The organism is Burkholderia plantarii (genome assembly GCF_001411805.1).
Lineage (GTDB): Bacteria > Pseudomonadota > Gammaproteobacteria > Burkholderiales > Burkholderiaceae > Burkholderia > Burkholderia plantarii.
In genome coordinates, this window is the sequence record NZ_CP007212.1 from 161,472 (window position 1) to 177,942 (window position 16,471).

17 protein-coding genes are annotated in these 16,471 nt (G+C 72.0%); 7 read left to right on the forward strand and 10 right to left on the reverse strand.

Features of this window, described 5'->3' with window-relative positions:
• Positions 1-2 precede the first annotated feature (2 nt).
• Entirely contained in the window at positions 3-419 is a 417-nt protein-coding gene (locus tag bpln_RS00625) for a type II secretion system protein (protein ID WP_042623530.1), read from the forward strand.
• A 173-nt stretch (positions 420-592) separates the two neighbouring features.
• Entirely contained in the window at positions 593-1,582 is a 990-nt protein-coding gene (locus bpln_RS38140; RefSeq protein WP_063891163.1) for a type II secretion system protein, read from the forward strand.
• 151 nt (positions 1,583-1,733) lie between these two features.
• On the opposite strand, the gene mug is transcribed toward bpln_RS38140, so the two are convergent.
• The gene (gene mug / locus bpln_RS00635; RefSeq protein ID WP_055137867.1) at positions 1,734-2,300 is read right to left on the reverse strand and encodes a G/U mismatch-specific DNA glycosylase; all 567 of its coding nucleotides are present in this window, start codon (positions 2,298-2,300) and stop codon (positions 1,734-1,736) included.
• Positions 2,301-2,550: 250 nt separating this feature from the next.
• Here mug and bpln_RS38235 point away from each other — a divergent pair, with 250 nt between their 5' ends.
• Positions 2,551-2,868, forward strand: coding sequence for a type II toxin-antitoxin system RelE/ParE family toxin (locus bpln_RS38235; RefSeq protein ID WP_063891166.1), 318 nt, complete (start codon positions 2,551-2,553; stop codon positions 2,866-2,868).
• A 91-nt stretch (positions 2,869-2,959) separates the two neighbouring features.
• Here the strand turns inward: bpln_RS38235 and bpln_RS00645 are convergent, their stop codons facing one another.
• Together bpln_RS00645 and bpln_RS00650 are read right to left on the reverse strand one after the other, a co-directional pair.
• Positions 2,960-4,555 carry a methyl-accepting chemotaxis protein gene (locus bpln_RS00645; RefSeq protein WP_042623532.1) on the reverse strand — a complete coding sequence of 532 codons (1,596 nt, stop codon included), beginning with the start codon at positions 4,553-4,555 and terminating at the stop codon, positions 2,960-2,962.
• 187 nt (positions 4,556-4,742) lie between these two features.
• A complete protein-coding gene (locus bpln_RS00650; protein WP_055137868.1) occupies positions 4,743-5,750 on the reverse strand; it encodes an AraC family transcriptional regulator in 1,008 nt (335 codons plus the stop codon).
• Between the two features lie 89 nt (positions 5,751-5,839).
• Between bpln_RS00650 and bpln_RS00655 the strand changes: the two genes are divergently transcribed.
• A complete protein-coding gene (locus bpln_RS00655; RefSeq protein ID WP_042623534.1) occupies positions 5,840-6,145 on the forward strand; it encodes a carboxymuconolactone decarboxylase family protein in 306 nt (101 codons plus the stop codon).
• 197 nt (positions 6,146-6,342) lie between these two features.
• On the opposite strand, the gene bpln_RS00660 is transcribed toward bpln_RS00655, so the two are convergent.
• Positions 6,343-6,675: a hypothetical protein gene (locus bpln_RS00660; protein WP_055137869.1), complete on the reverse strand. Its 333-nt coding sequence runs from the start codon at positions 6,673-6,675 to the stop codon at positions 6,343-6,345.
• 179 nt (positions 6,676-6,854) lie between these two features.
• Between bpln_RS00660 and bpln_RS00665 the strand changes: the two genes are divergently transcribed.
• Complete coding sequence (locus bpln_RS00665) at positions 6,855-7,046, forward strand: hypothetical protein (RefSeq protein ID WP_055137870.1); 192 nt, start codon at positions 6,855-6,857, stop codon at positions 7,044-7,046.
• A gap of 148 nt (positions 7,047-7,194) precedes the next feature.
• Here the strand turns inward: bpln_RS00665 and bpln_RS00670 are convergent, their stop codons facing one another.
• The gene (locus bpln_RS00670) at positions 7,195-8,118 is read right to left on the reverse strand and encodes a carbon-nitrogen hydrolase family protein (RefSeq protein WP_042623537.1); all 924 of its coding nucleotides are present in this window, start codon (positions 8,116-8,118) and stop codon (positions 7,195-7,197) included.
• Positions 8,119-8,278: 160 nt separating this feature from the next.
• On the opposite strand from bpln_RS00670, the gene bpln_RS00675 reads away from it, so the two are divergent.
• Both bpln_RS00675 and bpln_RS00680 read left to right on the forward strand, forming a co-directional pair.
• Positions 8,279-9,241 (forward strand): LysR family transcriptional regulator, encoded by a 963-nt coding sequence (locus bpln_RS00675; RefSeq protein ID WP_055137871.1) that lies wholly within the window; start codon positions 8,279-8,281, stop codon positions 9,239-9,241.
• A gap of 844 nt (positions 9,242-10,085) precedes the next feature.
• A complete protein-coding gene (locus tag bpln_RS00680) occupies positions 10,086-11,744 on the forward strand; it encodes an acid phosphatase (protein WP_055139416.1) in 1,659 nt (552 codons plus the stop codon).
• Positions 11,745-11,888: 144 nt separating this feature from the next.
• Here the strand turns inward: bpln_RS00680 and bpln_RS00685 are convergent, their stop codons facing one another.
• The 5 genes from bpln_RS00685 to bpln_RS00705 all read right to left on the reverse strand — a co-directional run bounded on the left by bpln_RS00685 (position 11,889) and on the right by bpln_RS00705 (position 16,471).
• Positions 11,889-12,515 (reverse strand): LysE family translocator, encoded by a 627-nt coding sequence (locus bpln_RS00685; RefSeq protein WP_055137872.1) that lies wholly within the window; start codon positions 12,513-12,515, stop codon positions 11,889-11,891.
• A gap of 335 nt (positions 12,516-12,850) precedes the next feature.
• Entirely contained in the window at positions 12,851-13,909 is a 1,059-nt protein-coding gene (locus tag bpln_RS00690; RefSeq protein ID WP_042623540.1) for an aromatic ring-hydroxylating oxygenase subunit alpha, read from the reverse strand.
• Between the two features lie 8 nt (positions 13,910-13,917).
• Positions 13,918-14,586 (reverse strand): acetyltransferase, encoded by a 669-nt coding sequence (locus tag bpln_RS00695; protein WP_042623541.1) that lies wholly within the window; start codon positions 14,584-14,586, stop codon positions 13,918-13,920.
• Positions 14,587-14,609: 23 nt separating this feature from the next.
• Positions 14,610-15,374, reverse strand: a complete 765-nt coding sequence (locus tag bpln_RS00700) for an SDR family NAD(P)-dependent oxidoreductase (RefSeq protein ID WP_042623542.1) — start codon at positions 15,372-15,374, stop codon at positions 14,610-14,612.
• Entirely contained in the window at positions 15,371-16,471 is a 1,101-nt protein-coding gene (locus tag bpln_RS00705) for a ketoacyl-ACP synthase III (protein WP_055137873.1), read from the reverse strand. The genes bpln_RS00700 and bpln_RS00705 overlap by 4 nt, the downstream gene beginning before the upstream one ends.

A 16,471-nucleotide genomic window follows, 5' to 3' on the forward strand; every position in this document is an offset into this window, starting at 1 on the left:
CGATGCGACCGACCAATCGACGCGCGCGGCGCGAACCACGCGAGCGGCGTGGCTGGCGCGGCTTCACGCTGATCGAGCTGCTGATGGTGCTGGCGATCGTCGCGCTGATGCTCACGCTCGCGCTGCCGCAGTATTTCCATTCGATCGACGCGTCGAAGGAGAAGATCCTCGCCGAGAACCTGCATGCCACGCGCGACGCGATCGACAAGTTCTACGGCGACCTCGGCCGCTACCCCGAATCCCTCGACGAACTCGTCGACAAGCATTACCTGCGCACGCTGCCGTTCGATCCCGTCACCGACAGCGCCACCACCTGGCACCTGATCGCGCCCGAGGAACAGTTTCCCGGCAAGGTCTACGACCTCAAGAGCGGTGCCGAGGGCACCACGCTCGACGGCCGGCCGTTCGACGCGTTATGACGTCGCGAGAGGGGCTCGATGGCGGGCCGGATGTGCCGCGACGCGCGGGCGGGGTGGAGCGAGGCCGGGCGATGTCGCGAGCCATGGCGCGGGCGATGGCGCGGTCACCGGGGCCGGCGGCCCTCGAGGATCGGTGCCGCGCCTGTCATCGCGCCCGTCGTAACGGTCCCGGCGTGCCGACCAAGGCAGCGGCGGCGGTGGGGCCGGTAGGGGCGGCGGGACCGGCGCCGCGCCGCCCGCCGCGCCGCGGGCACGGGCCGGGCGCGCGGCACGGCCAGCGCGGGCTCGCCTATCTGGCGCTGCTGATCGGCATCGCGATCATCGGCGTGGTGGCGGCCGGCACGATCCAGCTTGGCGCGCTCTACCAGCGGCGCATGGCCGAGCGGGCGCTGCTCGATATCGGCGACGAGTTCCAGCGCGCGCTGCTCAGCTACACCGACAACACGCCGGTCGGCCAGCCCACCCAGCCGCGCTCGCTCGAGGAACTGGTGCGCGATCCGCGCTATCCAAACCCGGTGCGCCACCTGCGCCGCATCCGTGCCGATCCGCTGACGGGCAAGGCCGACTGGGTGCTGGTGCGCTCGCCGAACGGGCAGACCATCGTCGGCATCCACAGCGCGTCGCACGAGCGTCCGATCCAGCTGCGGCAGTTCCCCGAGCAGTTTCGCGGCTTCGAGGACAAGCACAGCTACACGCAATGGGTGTTCGTCGCGCGGCCCCCGCAACAGGGGCTCGGCGCGCGCGCGCCGGGCGGCGTGCCGGTGCCGGGCGTGGCGCCGGGCACGCCGCTGCCGGTGAGCGGGGACGACGACGGCGCCGCGCCGGGGACGGGCGGCATGGCCGATGCCGGCTTCCCGGCGAGCGGCGGATTCGGTTCGGACGATGGCTTCGGCGGCGGGTTCGGCGGCGGCTTCTCGACCCGTGGCGGGTTCGGCTCCGGAGGCGGGTTCTCGAACGGCGGGAGCAGTGCGGGCGGCGGATTGTCGAACGGCGGCGGGTTCTCGTCGGGGGGCGGGTTCTCGACCAACGGCGGCTTCGGCTCGGGAGGCGGCGGCTCGAACGGCGGTTACCCGAATGGCGGCTTTTCGGGCGGCAGTGGATTCTCCAGCGGCGGATTCTCGGGTGGCGGCGGGTTCTCGTCGGGGAGCGGCGCCGGCAACTGAGGCGTGCCGTGGCGTGCCGATGTGCGAAGGGCGCGCGCGACGGCTGCCGGCCGCGGCGCTCGCGCGATTGCGCCGGGTGGCGCACGGCCTCGGCGGTCCCGCGCAGCGCTTGCGGCCCGCCGTTCAGGCCGTGTCCGTTACTGCCCGTCGTTTAGCGCTCACCCGTGTCGCGATGCGTGGCCTGCCACGCGTCGAGTTGCGCCGACATCGCCAGCCGCAGCGCCGCATAGGCCTCGACGAGCCGTTCCAGCGAAAACGCGCGATTGAGCCCGCTCGGGTTCGGCAGCACCCACACGCGGGCATCCGCGAACGGGTCCGCCTGCTCGCCCCATGCGATCTCGCGCCGCTGCGTGAGCGCCGCGAACGCCGGCTTGCCGAGGAACGCGATCGCGCGCGGCCGGCACTGCGCGACCTTGGCGCGAAACGGCGCCACCGCGTCGCCCATCTCGATGCGCCCCAGCTCGGCCGCGCGGCGCGTCGGCCGCGTCGCCATCGAGGTGATGCCGCATCCATAGCGCAGCAGCGCGCGATCGTCCTCGGCGCGCAGCCGCACCGGCGTGAATCCCGCCAGATGCAGCGCGGGCCAGAAGCGGTTCGACGCCGAGCCGAAGTTGTGCCCCGACGTCGCGGCGAGCGGGCTCGGGTTGATCCCGCAGAACAGCACCGGCAGATCGGGCAGCAGGACGTCGAACGGCGAGAGGGAAACGGGAGAGGTCATGGCTGGCCGAATCAGGCGATGAGGGAGCGGGTGCGTCGGCCGCGAGCGACGGATCGTCCACTTGCGGGGCGTACCAGGATTGAGGCAATGCCCGTGCCTCCGATTCTCGCGGGCTTGGCCGTGGTCGCGCGGTTCCGTTCGTGCCCGTCGTTCGCTTGTTCGCCTCCGATACCGGCAACGAACCGGTGCGCGACCGGCCGCGATCGTTGAGCGTGCGCGAGCGGCGCGTCGTCTGCAGGATATCAAGACGGTGCAGATCGGCTGGCCGCCCGGCATGCCGCTCGTTCGCGAGACGGCGGCCAACCTGTACGACAGGGGGATCGCGCTGCCCGGTCGAATCGCGCGCGTGCCGTCGACGATCGTGGACGAGCAGGTGGTGCTGCTGCACGGCGTCGACAAGAAGTCGCGCGCCACGCCGCGAATCGATCTGGACACCGCGAAGGCGCGCACGCGGCAGGTGGCGAGGGGCGAGGGCATCGAAACGGCCGGCCTGAACGCGATGAACGCGGCCCCACGCCAAAAAAGCACGGAACGAGTGACCCATGGCGAGCCGCCACATCGGCGGTGACTTCGACGCGTTCCTCGCCGAGGAAGCGATGCTCGAGGCGGCCACGGCGCCCGCGCATCGCGGAGCCGGCCCCGCGCGGTGTCCCGCGCCATCAGGCCGGCATCGCCTCCAGCGTCGATTCCACCGTGGTGCGGAATACGCTGACCGTCTCCAGCAGCCGTTCGGCCTGCGACACCAGCATCTCGGTGGCCGTGCTCGACTGCTCGACCAGCGCCGCGTTCTGCTGCGTGCTGTCCTCGAGCTGCTCGATCATGGTGCGGACCTCGCCGATGCGGCGCGTCTGCACCTTACACGCGTCGTTGATCTCGCTCATGATCGACGTGACGTTGCGCGACGACTGGATCACGTCCTCGATGGTCGAGCCGGCCACCGACACGAGCCGCCCGCCGTCGCTCACGCGCGCGTTGCTCTCCTGCACCAGCGACTTGATCTCCTTGGCGGCCGCCGCGCTCTTCTGCGCGAGGATCCGCACCTCGCCCGCCACCACCGCGAAGCCGCGTCCGTGGCCGCCGGCCTTGGCGGCCTCCACGGCCGCGTTGAGCGCGAGGATGTTGGTCTGGAACGCGATCGCGTCGATCACCGAGATGATCTCGCCGATCCGGTGCGAGGACGCGTCGATGCCGCGCATCGTCTCCACCACCCGGCCGACCGCGTCGCCGCCGTTGCTGGCGGTGGACGAGGCCTTGTTGGCGAGTTCGTCGGCGTGGCCGGCGTTCGAGGCGTTCTCGGAGACGCTGGTGTCGAACTCGCCGAGCGCGTTGGTGGCCTGTTCGAGCGCGACGGCCTGCTTGCTGGTGCGCGCGCTCAGGTCGTTGGTGCCGTGCGCGATCTCGCGGCTCGCCTGCACCACGCCGTCGGCGGCCTCGCGCACGCGCTCGACGATCTCGGCGAGGCTGTCGCGCATCTTGGTGACGGCGGCCATCACGCTGGTGTCGTCCGAGGAATGCGCGGGCGAGCGCACCGACAGGTTGCCGGCGCGGATCGCCTCGGCGAAACCGATCATCTCGCGCGGATCGGCGCCGAGCGTCGATGAAATGTTGCGCGTGACGAGCCAGGCGATCGCGAGGCTCAGCAGGCAGGCGCCGGCGGTCAGCGCGGCCATCAGGATCTTGAAGGCGCGGCTGGTGTCGCGCGCCTCCATCCCCTCGGTCGCGTTCAGTGAATCCTCGTAGTCGATCATGGTGTTGACCGCCGCGAGCCAGGCGACCAGCGCGGGCCGCGCGCTCTCGAGCAGCACCTTGCGCGCCTCGTCGGGCTGGTTGTGGGTCTGCAGGTCGATCACCTGGTCGATCAGCGGCATCGCGCGCGCCTGCGCGGCCTGGATGCCCTGGTAGATCGATTTTTCCTCGGGCGTGATGTTGTCGCTCGGCAGGAAGATGGTCTCGAACGGCTTGGCCGATTCGTCATAGTCGTTCTGCAGCTTGCGGATCTGCTGGATCACGGCCGGCAGCTCGTCGGGGGCGACCAGCGTGACGTCGCGCAGCGCGATCGAGCGGTCGTGGACGCTGCCGCGGAAGTTCACGGCGTAGCGCTCCTTCACGCCGTTCAGGTCGATGATGTCGTCGAGCCGTTCGCGGATGTTCTGCACCTGCAGGATCGCGATCACGGCTAGCGCCACCATGGCGACCAGCATCATGCCGAAGCTGACGATCAGCTTGCCCCGCACACTTCTGATTCGAATTTTCATGTTTTCCCCGAGCGCCCGGGCGACTTCTGGATCTGGTTGGTCTCCGTGATCACGCGCGGCCGCGTCCCCAGGCTTGGACGGAACCGGTACGTGCGACGGCGCGGCAGCCGGGCCGCCCGTACGTAAACGGTTCGACCCGGTGGTTTATTCCGTTTTCGGGCGCAACCGGTTACAGCGGATCGAAAATTTATTCGTCCGGGCCGCGTTCGCGGCGGTAGGTCGGGCGCGAGCGGCGGCGGAACGTGCTCGGATCGGCGCCGTACAGGGCCTGGAACCCCACCGAGAAATTGCTGCGGCTCGCCATGCCGACCGCCTTCGCCACCGCGGCCACCGGCAGCGTGGTGGTGGCGAGCAGCTCGGCCGCGCGGCGCAGGCGCACCGTCTTGAGCATCGCCATCGGCGGCTGGCCGAACGCCTCGGCGAAGCGCGCGGCGAACGCCGAGCGGCTCATCGAGGCGAGCGCCGCGAGCCGTTCGACGGTGAGCGCCTGCGCGGGGCGCTCGAAGATCGCCGTAAGCGCGGCGGCCAGGCGCGGGTCGGCGAGGCCGCCGGCCCAGGGCAGCACGGCGCCGCCGGCGGCCTCGACGGCGTGGGCCGGGGTGGACGGATCGGCGGCGGCGTCGATGTGACGGCGCAGCGCCATCACCAGACATTGCTTGAGCAGCGCCTCGACCAGCACGCGCGAGCCGGGACCGGGCCGCGCCGATTCGGCCAGCAGCAGCACGAACTGGTCGCGCAGGCCCGAGGCCGCGTCGAAGCGCACGACGAGCGGACGCGCGAGCGGCCCGAACGGATCGGCCGCGGCGCCGGGGCCGAGATCGAGTTCGCCGCAGGCGGTGACCACGCCCTCGGCGCCGTCGCCCACGCTGACCACGGGCGCGGTTTCGCGCGCGAGCGCGGAGCCCACGCGCGAGCGCTCGACGCTGCGCGCGGCCGTGTGCTCCGGCGTATCGATCCGGTAGACCGCGCCGGCCGGCAGCAGCACGAAGCAGTGGGGCGCGAGCGGCACGCGCGTGCCATCGCCGAGCGCCAGCGCGCCGCCGCCCGACAGGCAGTAGTGCAGGCTCGCCACGCGGCAGGGCTCGAAGCGCACGCCCCAGCCGCGGCGGATGTCGCAGATCGAAAAATTGACCACGCCGAGATCGAGCGTGGCGAGCAGATGATCGAGCAGGGGGGCGGAGCAGGGGGCGTGCATGGCTGGACGATTCGGAACCAGGTCGAGACCAATTCGAACCCACCCGCCGCTACGATGACAGGCGATATCCCCTGTTCATGGAGGCAGTGATGTTCGACCCGAAGAATCTTACCCTGTTGAAGAAGCTGGACGAAAACGCACCGGACGCGATGAAGTCGTTCTGGGCATTCGATCATGCCGTGTTCGAGGACGGCGCGCTGAGCGCGCAGACCAAGCAACTGATCGCGGTGGCCGTCGCGCTGACGACGCAGTGCCCGTACTGCATCGACCTTCACGGCAAGGCGGCGCGCCAGGCCGGCGCGAGCGAGGCGCAACTGACCGAGGCCGCGCTCGTCGCGGCCGCGATCCGCGCCGGCGGGGCGATCACGCACGCCACGCATCTGTTGCGCGGCTGAGCGGGCGCGTAGGCGGCGCGGCCCGCGGCTGGCCGGCGGCGGATGCCGCGAATGATGGCGTTCGGGGCGACGCCGGCAGCATGCCGGCCCGCGCCGGATGGGAAGCGAACCGGATCGAACCGCGACTTCCGCCCGACCCGATCCGGTCCCGACGCGGGCCGACCGGACCGCGCGCGGTGCCGGCCAGCCCCCTTTCGTCAGGCGTTGCCGACCAGTCCGGGCGCTTCGGCCGAGGCGCTCAGCTGGCGATCGAAGCCGGCCGCGTCGAGTTCGTCGGCGAGGTCGCGCAGCGCATGGCTCGCGGCGGCGCGATCGTCGTTCTGGTCGTGCGGGATCACGTTCAGGGTCTGCGTGATGCCGGGCGCGGTCTCGTCGAGCGTGATCATCACGCCGTGCTTGCTGACGCCGTAGGTGCGGGCGCCGCGCGGGCCGCCGGCGATGCTTGCGAACGGAATCAGCTTCCAGGTGGGCAAGCCGCGCAGATCGCGGATCGGCGCATGAATCACCACCGCGCGCATGTCGTTCACCATGTCGATCCTCCTCGATGACGGTAGGCAGGGTTGTCGGCCGATCGGGGCAGTGTAGTGAAACCGCTCGCGATCGCATCCGAATGGATCAAGCGCGTCGGGACCCTCGGCACGCCGTGCCCGCGCCGCCTGCGCCACCTCAGGGCGCGGGCCGCCCGTGCCCGATTTGCCCGAGTACCGACTTGACCGACTCCAGGACGTCGTCCGACGACGACGAATCGATTCTCGCGATCGCGCGTGTCGCCGCGATTGCACCGATCTGCGCGGCGATCGTGCCGGCGCAGCCGGTGGCTCGAGCGGACGGGCGCGGCGCGACCGGCTGCGTCGATCGGGATGCCGGCGCCAGGCGCGGCCGGCCCGGTCGAGTGGCGTGACGAGCGCGGGCGGGCGCGGGCGGACGCGGTGCCGCGCCGCGCGGGGGCGGCTGGTGCCGCGCGACCGGGTCCGCGCCGGTTCGCCGAACGCCCGATGCGGCACCCGGCCAGCCGGGCCGCACGCCGTGCCGCCGCCTCGGCTTCGCGTTCAATCGTTGAACACAACCGTCCGTTTCGCGCGTTCGTCGACGGCGAGCGAGAACACGTCGGGCCGCGCGTAATGGCCCGTCACGTCGAAGTCGTAGCGGGCGCGCGTCAGTTCGGCGGTGTCGACCTCGGCGATCACGAGCCCGGTCTCGCCGGCGAGCGGCCCCGCCAGCACGTCGCCGAGCGGCCCGACGATCACGCTGCCGCCGTTGATCAGCGGCCGCCGCGGGTCCCAGTCCGGCACCTCGATGCCGAGCGCGGCCGGCGACGGCTGCACCTGGCACGCGCTCACCACGAAGCAGCGCCCCTCGTGCGCGATGTGGCGCATCGAGTTCTGCCAGATCTCGCGTTCGTCCACGGTCGGCGCGCACCAAATTTCCACGCCCTTCGCGTACATCGCCATGCGCAGCAGCGGCATGTGGTTCTCCCAGCAGATCACGGCGCCGGCGCGGCCGGCCGCCGTCTCCACGACCGGCAGCGTCGAGCCGTCGCCTTGCCCCCAGATCAGCCGCTCGGTGCCGGTCGGCATCAGCTTGCGGTGCTTCGCGACGAGGCCGGCGGCCGGATCGAAGAACAGCGCCGTGCAGTACAGCGTCGCGCCGGCGCGCTCGATCACGCCGATCACGAGCGAGGCGCCGCTGCGCGCCGACAGTCCGGCCAGCGCCTCGGTCTCCGGCCCCGGCACGTCGATCGCGTTGCCGTGATAGCGCGCGAACGCGTCGCGGCCTTCCGGCAACCGATAGCCGAGCCGGGTGCCGAACGTCTCGCCTTTCGGATAGCCGCCCAGCAGCGCCTCGGGCATCACCACCAGCGCCAGCCGCTCGAGGCGGATCGCGTCCTCGAACGCGAGGATCCGTTGCAGGGTCTCGGCCTTGCCGAGCGGGGAGGCGCCGATCTGCAGCGCGGCGATTCGGGATTGGGGCATGGCGGGCTCCGGTGGTGGCGATCGCGCCGCCGGCGCGGGCTTTCGCGTTATCGACGGGATATCTCGATTCGCGCTCCGATCCGGGTTCCGGGGCGCGTTTCGATGCCCATATCATGGCGCGATGCCCCGCCCGACAATACGGGCCAGCCCACTTTTCGATATGAATGCCATGAATATCGCCGATGTCGATCTGAACCTGATGAAGGTGTTCGAAGCGCTGTTCGACGAGGGCGGCGCGAGCCGCGCGGCGATCCGGCTCGACCTCACGCAGTCGGCCGTCAGCGCCGCGCTGCGGCGCCTGCGCGTGCTCTACGGCGATCCGCTGTTCGTGCGCACCGGTCGCGGCCTCGCGCCCACCGCGCGTGCGCGCGAGCTGAAGCCGCTGATCGGCGAGGCGCTCGACCGCTGCCGGCAGAGCCTCGCGTTCGGCGCGCCGGCGCCGGCCTCGTTCGAGGGGCGCGCCGTGTCGGTCGCGATGTCGGACGATTTCGAGATCGCGTTCGGCCGTCGCCTCATCGAGCGCGCCGCGCAGCTCGCGCCGGGCCTGCGCGTGATCTTCCGGCAGACCCACAGCCAGATCGTCGGCGACGCGCTCGCGAACCGCGAGGCCGATCTGGCGATCGCGGCGGGCGGCTTCGCCACGCGCGGGCTCGGCCACATGGCGCTCGGCGACGGGCGCTACGCCTGCCTGCTCGATCCGGCCGGCGCGCCCGGACCCGGGCGGTATACGCTGACGCTCGACGATTTCCTCGCGCGCGAGCACGTGCTGGTGTCGTCGGGCGGGGTGGTCGGGATCGTCGACGAGGCGCTCGCCGAGATCGGGCGCCGCCGCACGGTGCGCGCGTCCACCACGCATTTCGCCGCGCTGCCGTTCCTGCTGCGCGGCACGTCGGCCGTGGCGACGATTCCGCATCACGCGGCCGACGCGATCGCGCGCATGACGGGGCTCGCGCTCATGGCGTGCCCGCTCGCGATGCCGGCCTACCCGGTCGCGCTCGGCTGGCGCGTCAGTACGTTGCGGGACGCGGCCGTCGCGAAGCTGCGGCAGGCGATCGTGGACTGCTTCGCGGGGTTTGCGGCGGCAGGCGATCCGGCGGCCGGTGGTTACGGCGACCGGGCGTAGCGCGTGGCGCGGTGGGCGGCACGAATGAATGGCCACGGGGCGCGGAGGGGCGATTGAGCGGCGGGCGGGCGACCGGGCGTTCGGTGAGCGGCGAACATTGGGTGGCAACGGCCAAGACCAACGGCCAAGACCAACGGCCAAGACCAACGGCCAAGACCAACGGCCAAGACCAACGGCCAAGACCAACGGCCAAGACCAACGGCCAAGACCAACGGCCAAGACCAACGGCCAAGACCAACGGCCAAGACCAACGGCCAAGACCAACGGCCAAGACCAACGGCCAAGACCAACGGCCAAGACCAACGGCCAAGACCAACGGCCAAGACCAACGGCCAAGACCAACGGCCAAGACCAACGGCCAAGACCAACCGCCAAGACCAACCGCCAAGATCAACCGCCAAGACCAACGAGCGCCGCCGACGGGCAAACCCGCCCAGGCGACCCCGTCGGGCCCGCCCGCGGCGGCCACCCCATGCGGCCGACCACGAAGCCTCCAATCCTGCGCAAGCAGGCGGCCAGGCGCAATCGCTCCCCGTCGCTCCCTGCCGCCGAGGGGCGCGAACCAGACGCGAACCGGGCGCAAATCAGGCACCGTTTCGAAATGTCCCACCCCTGATCCTGCGCCGACTCGGGCGAGATTTCCCGCGCCGTCTCGCGCCGGGCCGGTTACCATCGCGGCATCCCGTGGTGTCACGAAAGCGTCACGCAGTACGCGCAGCGTCCATGGCGGATCGACGCGTTTCTAGGACGACACACCACACCGACCGAGGACGAGGAGGATGACGACGTGACCGACCCGAAAGCGAAATCGAATCCGAGCGGCGCCAGCGCCGACAGCGACGCATTGCCCGGCGCCGCCGGCCCCGACGATCCGGAGCGTCGTCGCGCGCTGGGCGGCCTGGCCGCGCTCGGCGCGAGCCTCGCGCTGGGCGCCTGCGCCGCGCCGCCGGGCGGTGCGCAGGCCGCCGCGCCGCGCACGGAAGCCGAGCTGCGCGCCGACCGCGCGCTGCGCGAGCAGGTCCGTCACATCGTCGTGATCTACGCCGAGAACCGCAGCTTCGCGAACCTGTACGGCGATTTCCCGGGCGTCGCGCAGCCGCTCTCGACGGTGCCGGCCGAGCGCTACACGCAGCTCGACCGCGACGGCAAGACGCCGCTCGCGCGGCTGCCGGCGATCTGGGGCGGGCTGGTGCCGCAGGCGCAGGAGGTGGACGGCACGCGCTACATGATCGCCGAGCGCGACATCCACGGCCTGAAGAACGCGCCGTTCCGGATCCACGACGCGCACGGCAAGCCGCTGCCGAACGGCGTGATCACGCGCGACCTCTGGCACCGCTTCTACCAGAACCAGATGCAGATCAACGCGGGCCGCAACGACCAGTTCGCGGCCTGGGCCGATTCGGGCGGCCTGGTGATGGGCCACTACCGGAACTCGGCCGAGACGCTGCGGCTCTGGCAGCTCGCGCGCGACTACACGCTCTGCGACAACTTCTTCATGGCCGCGTTCGGCGGTTCGTGGCTGAACCACATCTTCCTGATCTCCGCGCAGGCGCCGTTCTATCCCGACATCGCCACCAGCCCGGCCAGGTCGCTGGCCTCGGTGGTGGACGGCGACGACCCCGCCGGCACGCGCCTGAAGCTCGCCGACGATTCGCCGGCCTCGGCGCTCGACGGCCCGCCGAAGTTCGTCAACGACGGCCTCTTCACGCCCGACGGCTACGCGGTGAACACCATGGCGCCGCCGTACCAGCCCAGCAACGTGCGTCCGCTCGAGGGCGGCAATCCGGCCTATGCCGATCCGACCAACCCGCGCGTGCTGCCGCCGCAGCGCTACGCGACGATCGGCGACCGGCTCTCGGAGAAGGGCGTCGACTGGGCCTGGTACGCGGGCGCGTGGCAGTACGCGATCGAGCACCGCGACACCGGCATGGTGCCGGACTTCCAGTACCACCATCAGCCGTTCAACTATTTCGTGAACTACGCCCCCGGCACCGAGGCGCGCCGCCGCCACCTGCGCGACGCGGGGCTCGGCGACGATCCGTCCACCAACCGGCTGCTGGCCGACATCGACGCGGGCCGGCTGCCGGCCGTGACGTTCTACAAGCCGCAGGGCAACCTGAACATGCATGCCGGCTACGCCGACGTCGAATCGGGCGACCGCCACGTGGCCGCGGTGATCGAGCATCTGCGCAACAGCCCGCTGTGGCCGAACACGGTGATCGTGATGACGCACGACGAGAACGGCGGCTGGTGGGACCCGGTCGCGCCGCCGCAGGGCGACCGCTGGGGCCCGGGCTCGCGGATTCCGGCGCTGGTGATCTCGCCGTTCGCCAGGCGCGGCTACGTCGATCACACGCTCTACGACACCAACTCGATCCTGCGCTTCATCAGCCGCGTCCACGGGCTCGCGCCGCTGGACGGCGTGGCGGCGCGCGACCGCGCGTTCGCCGAACGCGGCGCGGTGCCGCCGGGTGATTTGACGAACGCGCTGACGCTCGGTTGAGCAGGTTGGGGCGGTTCAGCCGATACGCCCGGTGATCGGGCGGCGGGCGGGAAAGCGAAACGGGCGGCCGGAAGCGGCTGCCCGTTTTTTTTACATGCGGCGATTGGCGGGCGGCGGCGCCGTCCCGCCGGTGCCGCCGCCCCCTCAATGCTGCGACGACATCCGCAGCGTCAGCGCGCCGGCGCCGATCAGCGCCGCGCCGCCGCCGTAGCCGAAGCGGCGCTGCGCCGTGGCGCCCGTCAGCCGCGAGGCCGCGTAGCGCGCGATGCGTGCATAGCAGGCGGCGTTCACCGTCGCGATGCAGACGAAGGTGGGCAGCAGCACTGCGCACTGCGACAGGAAGGTGGCGTGCGGCGACACGAACTGCGGCACGAACGCGACGAAGAACACGATGCTCTTCGGGTTCAGCGCGGTGACGGTCCATGAGCTCAGGAAGCGGCGCGCGGCCGACTTCGGCTCGACCGGCACGGTCTGCCGGCCGGCCGCGCGCGCCTGCAGGATCGAGCGCAGGCCGAGATAGATCAGGTAGGCGCCGCCCACCAGCTTGAGCGCCGTGAACGCGGTGGCCGACAGCGCGAGCAGCGCGCCCGCGCCGGCCAGCGAGACGGCCATCGCGGTGGTGTCGCCGGCCGCCACGCCGGCCACCGTGCTCCACGACGACCGGTGGCGGTTCGCCAGCGAATCACCGATCACGAGCAGGATGGTCGGGCCGGGGATCAACACCAGCACGATGCATGCGCCGGCGAAGGCGAGCCAGGTTTCGAAGGTCATCGGAAGCTCCGCAAGGGTGAGGAGCCACCAGTGATCCACGGGCGGCCGCGCGCTGTCAAGCCGACGAGCGATGAGTAAGCGACGAGCGAGCGGCGGGTGAGCGATGACGTGACCGGGAGGCCGGAAGGCGTGCGGCCGGGCAGGCGAGCGATGAGTGCGCGACGGGCGGCCGCGGACGGGCCGGACGGGCTGGACGGCCCATGGTCGAGCCGCCCGCCGTGCGGGCCACGTCCGCCGCGCCGTCTTCTCCGCGCCAGGCGACGGACGGGGCGCCATCTCCGACCATCCCGAGCCGCTCCACGCCGCGTGCCGCTTCGGATCACCCCGAAATCACCTCACGCCGCCGAGCGCGCCGCGACCGGCGCGCCCGGATGCAGCGTCGCGTCGAACGCGCGGCACGAGGCGCGGAAGTGGTCGATCTTCGCCTCGGTGTCGGCCGGGAACGCGAGCGGCGCGGTGGTCCACGCGTCGCGCGGCAGCCGCCGGCAGATCGCGTGATCCTCGTCGAACACCTGGCGGTTCAGCCGCGCGGTGGAGGCGAAGAACGGCTCGAGGATGCCGTCGGCCGCCGCGCCCGTGGTCGGGGCGCCGTACAGCCGGCTCGTGAAGCGCGTGAGCCCGGCCGCCTCGCCGCCCGCCGGCAGGAAATGCTGCAGCGAGTACGAGTAGCCGTAGGTCGACGAGATCATCGTGAACGGGAACAGGTACAGGCTCAGATAGCCCTCGTACTGGAAGTCGATCGCGAACAGGCGCCGCAGCTTCGCGAGCTGGTTGCGCTGGCGCGAGGCGCCGAGCGGCGTGCGCCAGAGCGAGTTCACGCCGTCGTAGCGGTTCTCGCCGTCCTCGAGCGCGAGCGTACCGAGCGTGCCCGGATGCACGGCGCCGATGTGGTACGGCTCGAGCGCGTTCTCGACGGCGAGCGGCCAGTAGCAGCCGTAGTCGTAGCGGTTCAGGTCGAGGCGCCGGTCGATGTTGAACGAGATGTCGGCCACCAGCGGCTCGAACTCGCCGAGCTGGGTGGCCAGGTCGGTGGCGGGACGGATGCCGACGAACAGGAAATCGCCGCACCAGTCGAGCGCGTAGGTGTTGAGCGCGGCGCGCTCGATCGAGCATTGGCGGAACCGCTCGCGGCCCGGGATGATCAGCTGCCCCTCGCGGTAGGTCCAGCCGTGATAGGCGCAGCTGGCCGGCTGGTTGCCGCTGTCGTCGAGGTACATGCGCGCGCCGCGGTGCGGGCAGCGGTTGTCGAACGCGACCAGTTCGCCGGCGTCGTTGAACACGACGATCTCGCCGGCCGCGCAGTCGAGGCGCACGAAGTCGCCGTCGGCCGGCAGCTCGCGCCGGTGGCCTACCAGATGCCAGTGGCGCGCGATCAGTTCGAGATCGAAGTCCATCGCCGCGCTCACAGCTTCTTCGCCGGGGCGGCGTACAGGGTCGCGCCGTCGGGCACCTTGCGCATCACCACGGCGCCGGCGCCGATCCGCGCGTCGGCGCCGACCGCCACGCGCGGCAGCACGCGCGCGCCCGAGCCGAAGAACACGCCTTCGCCCACCCGCACGTGGCCGGTCAGGTCGACGTGCGAACTGAGCGTCGAATAGGCGCCCACCGTGACGTCGTGGCCGACGCTCGACAGGATGTTGACGGCCACGAAATCGCCGATCTCGCAATCGGCCGACAGCACCGCCTGCGGACACAGCACCACGCCCGTGCCGAGCCGCGCGCTGCGCGCGACCACCGCGCTCGGGTGGCGCAGCGAGGCGAAGCGCGCGCCGCGCGCGGCCAGCCGGGCCACCACGTCGCGTTTGGCCTGCGGCTCGCCGATCGCGATCAGCAGCGCGTCGCCGTCGGCGGGCTGGTAGGTGTCGATGTCGCCGCGCCATTCGAGCGCGTAGGGAAAGCCGTCGAGCGCCCGCGGATTCGCGTCGAGGAAGCCCGTCACGCGCGGCCCGAGGCCCGCGTCGGCGGCATCCTCGGCCCAGTTGATCAGCTCGCGCGCGAACGCGCCGCCGCCGGCCACGAGGTAGCGGGCCGGCTTCGCGGCGTCGTGCGGCGTACCTGCCGGCGCATGCATCGATCCACCCGTCGGCGAATTCATCAGCGCACCCGGTAGCCGCCGTCCACGGCGAGCGCCGTGCCGGTCACCCAGCGGCTCGCGTCGGACAGCAGGAACAGCGCGGCATTGGCCACGTCCTCGGGCTCGCCGAAGCCGAGCAGGTGGCTCGACTCGTAGGCGGCCACCGCGTCGTCGGGGCTGCCGCGCGTGAGGCGTGCGTGCATCTCGGTGCGCACCGCGCCGGCCGCGATCGCGTTGACGCGGATCCGGCGCGGCGCGAGTTCGCAGGCGAGCGAGCGCACCAGCCCTTCCACGCCGGCCTTGGCGGCCGAGTAGGCGGTCATCCCGACCTGCCCGGTCGAGGCGGCCACCGACGACATCAGCACCAGCGAGGCGCCGTCGGCCAGCACGCCCTTCCTGGCGGCCGCGCGCGCGATGCCGAACGCCGCGAACAGGCTGCCGGCGAACGTCTCGTCGAGCTGCGCCTGCCTGGTCATGCGGGCCGGGCGGATCAGCTCGATGCCGGCCGCGTGGAACACGCCGGCCAGCGCGCCGTGCGTCTCGGCCAGTTCCGAGACCCACTCGGCGGTGACGTCGGCGTCGTCGAGCGCGCGCGTTTCGGCGCGATGGCCGTCGCCGGGCAGGGCCGCGAACGTGTCGGCGAGGCGCGCGGCGTCGCGGCCGCCCGCGATCACGCGGCCGCCGGCGCGCGCGATCGCCACCGCGGTGGCGCGGCCGAGGCCCGACGAGGCGCCGGTGACGAGATAGGTGCCGCCCGCGAGGGCGTGATCGGAAAAGGCGGTCATGATTCGATGGTGTCGACCACGGCGAGCGGCCCGGCGACGAGCGAGGCCGAGGCCCACGAGTAGCCGACCCCGAAGCCGAACATGGCCAGGCGCTGGCGCCGCGTGGCGAGCGCCTCGCGCAGTTCGGTGGTCATCAGCAGCGGGATCGACGCGCAGCTCGTGTTGCCGTAGGTGGTCAGGTTGACGGGGACGCGCTCGCCCGGCAGGCCGGCCTTCTTCGCCAGATGCTTGAGCATGAACAGGTTGGCCTGGTGGAACAGGAACGCGTCATGGTCCGGCACGCCGTGCCCGGCCAGCTCGAGCGTGCGCGCGACGAGCGGCGGGATGCGTCGCAGCGTGAAGTTGAAGATCTCGCCGCCGTCCATGAACAGGTGCGCGCGCGAGCGGCCGGCGAGGCGCGGGTCGGCCTCGGGGGCCGCTTCCGGCATGCCGGCCGGGGTTGCGGCAACCACGCTTTCCCGGCACCCGCCGCCCGGCACGATCAGGTTCGGCACGCCGGCGCCGTCCGAGCCGATCACGAACACGGCGTCCTCGGCCTCGGGATCGGCTTCCAGCGCGGTGACCGTGCCGGCGTCGCCGAACAGCAGCGCGGTGGCGCGGTCGTCGGGATCGACCAGCTTGCTGATGGTGTCGCCCACGGCCAGCAGCACGCGCCGCGCGGCGCCGCTGCGGATCAGGTTCATGCCGAGCCAGAGCGCCTGCGGGTAGCCGGAGCAGCCGAGGTTGATGTCGAGCGCGATCGACGCGGCGGGCAGCCCCCAGGCGGCCTGCAGCACGAACGCGGTGCCGGGCAGCCGGTAGTCGGGCGTCTGCGAGACGAACAGCACCGCGTCCACCTCGTCGGCGCGCCAGCCCAGGCCGCGCAGCAGGTGGGCGCCGGCGGCGCGGCACAGGTCGCCGGCGGTCTCGCCGGCGGCGGCCACGCGGCGGCGCTCGACGCCGATCATCTTGACCACGTCGCGCACGCCGGCCTCGCCGAAGCGTTCGACGAAGACGTCGTTGGCGAGCTCGCGCGCGGGCACGCACGACACCACCCCGGCGATGCGGGCGCCGCCGGAGCGCAGCTCCCGGCCGACGGAGGCGAGCGGCGCGTTCAA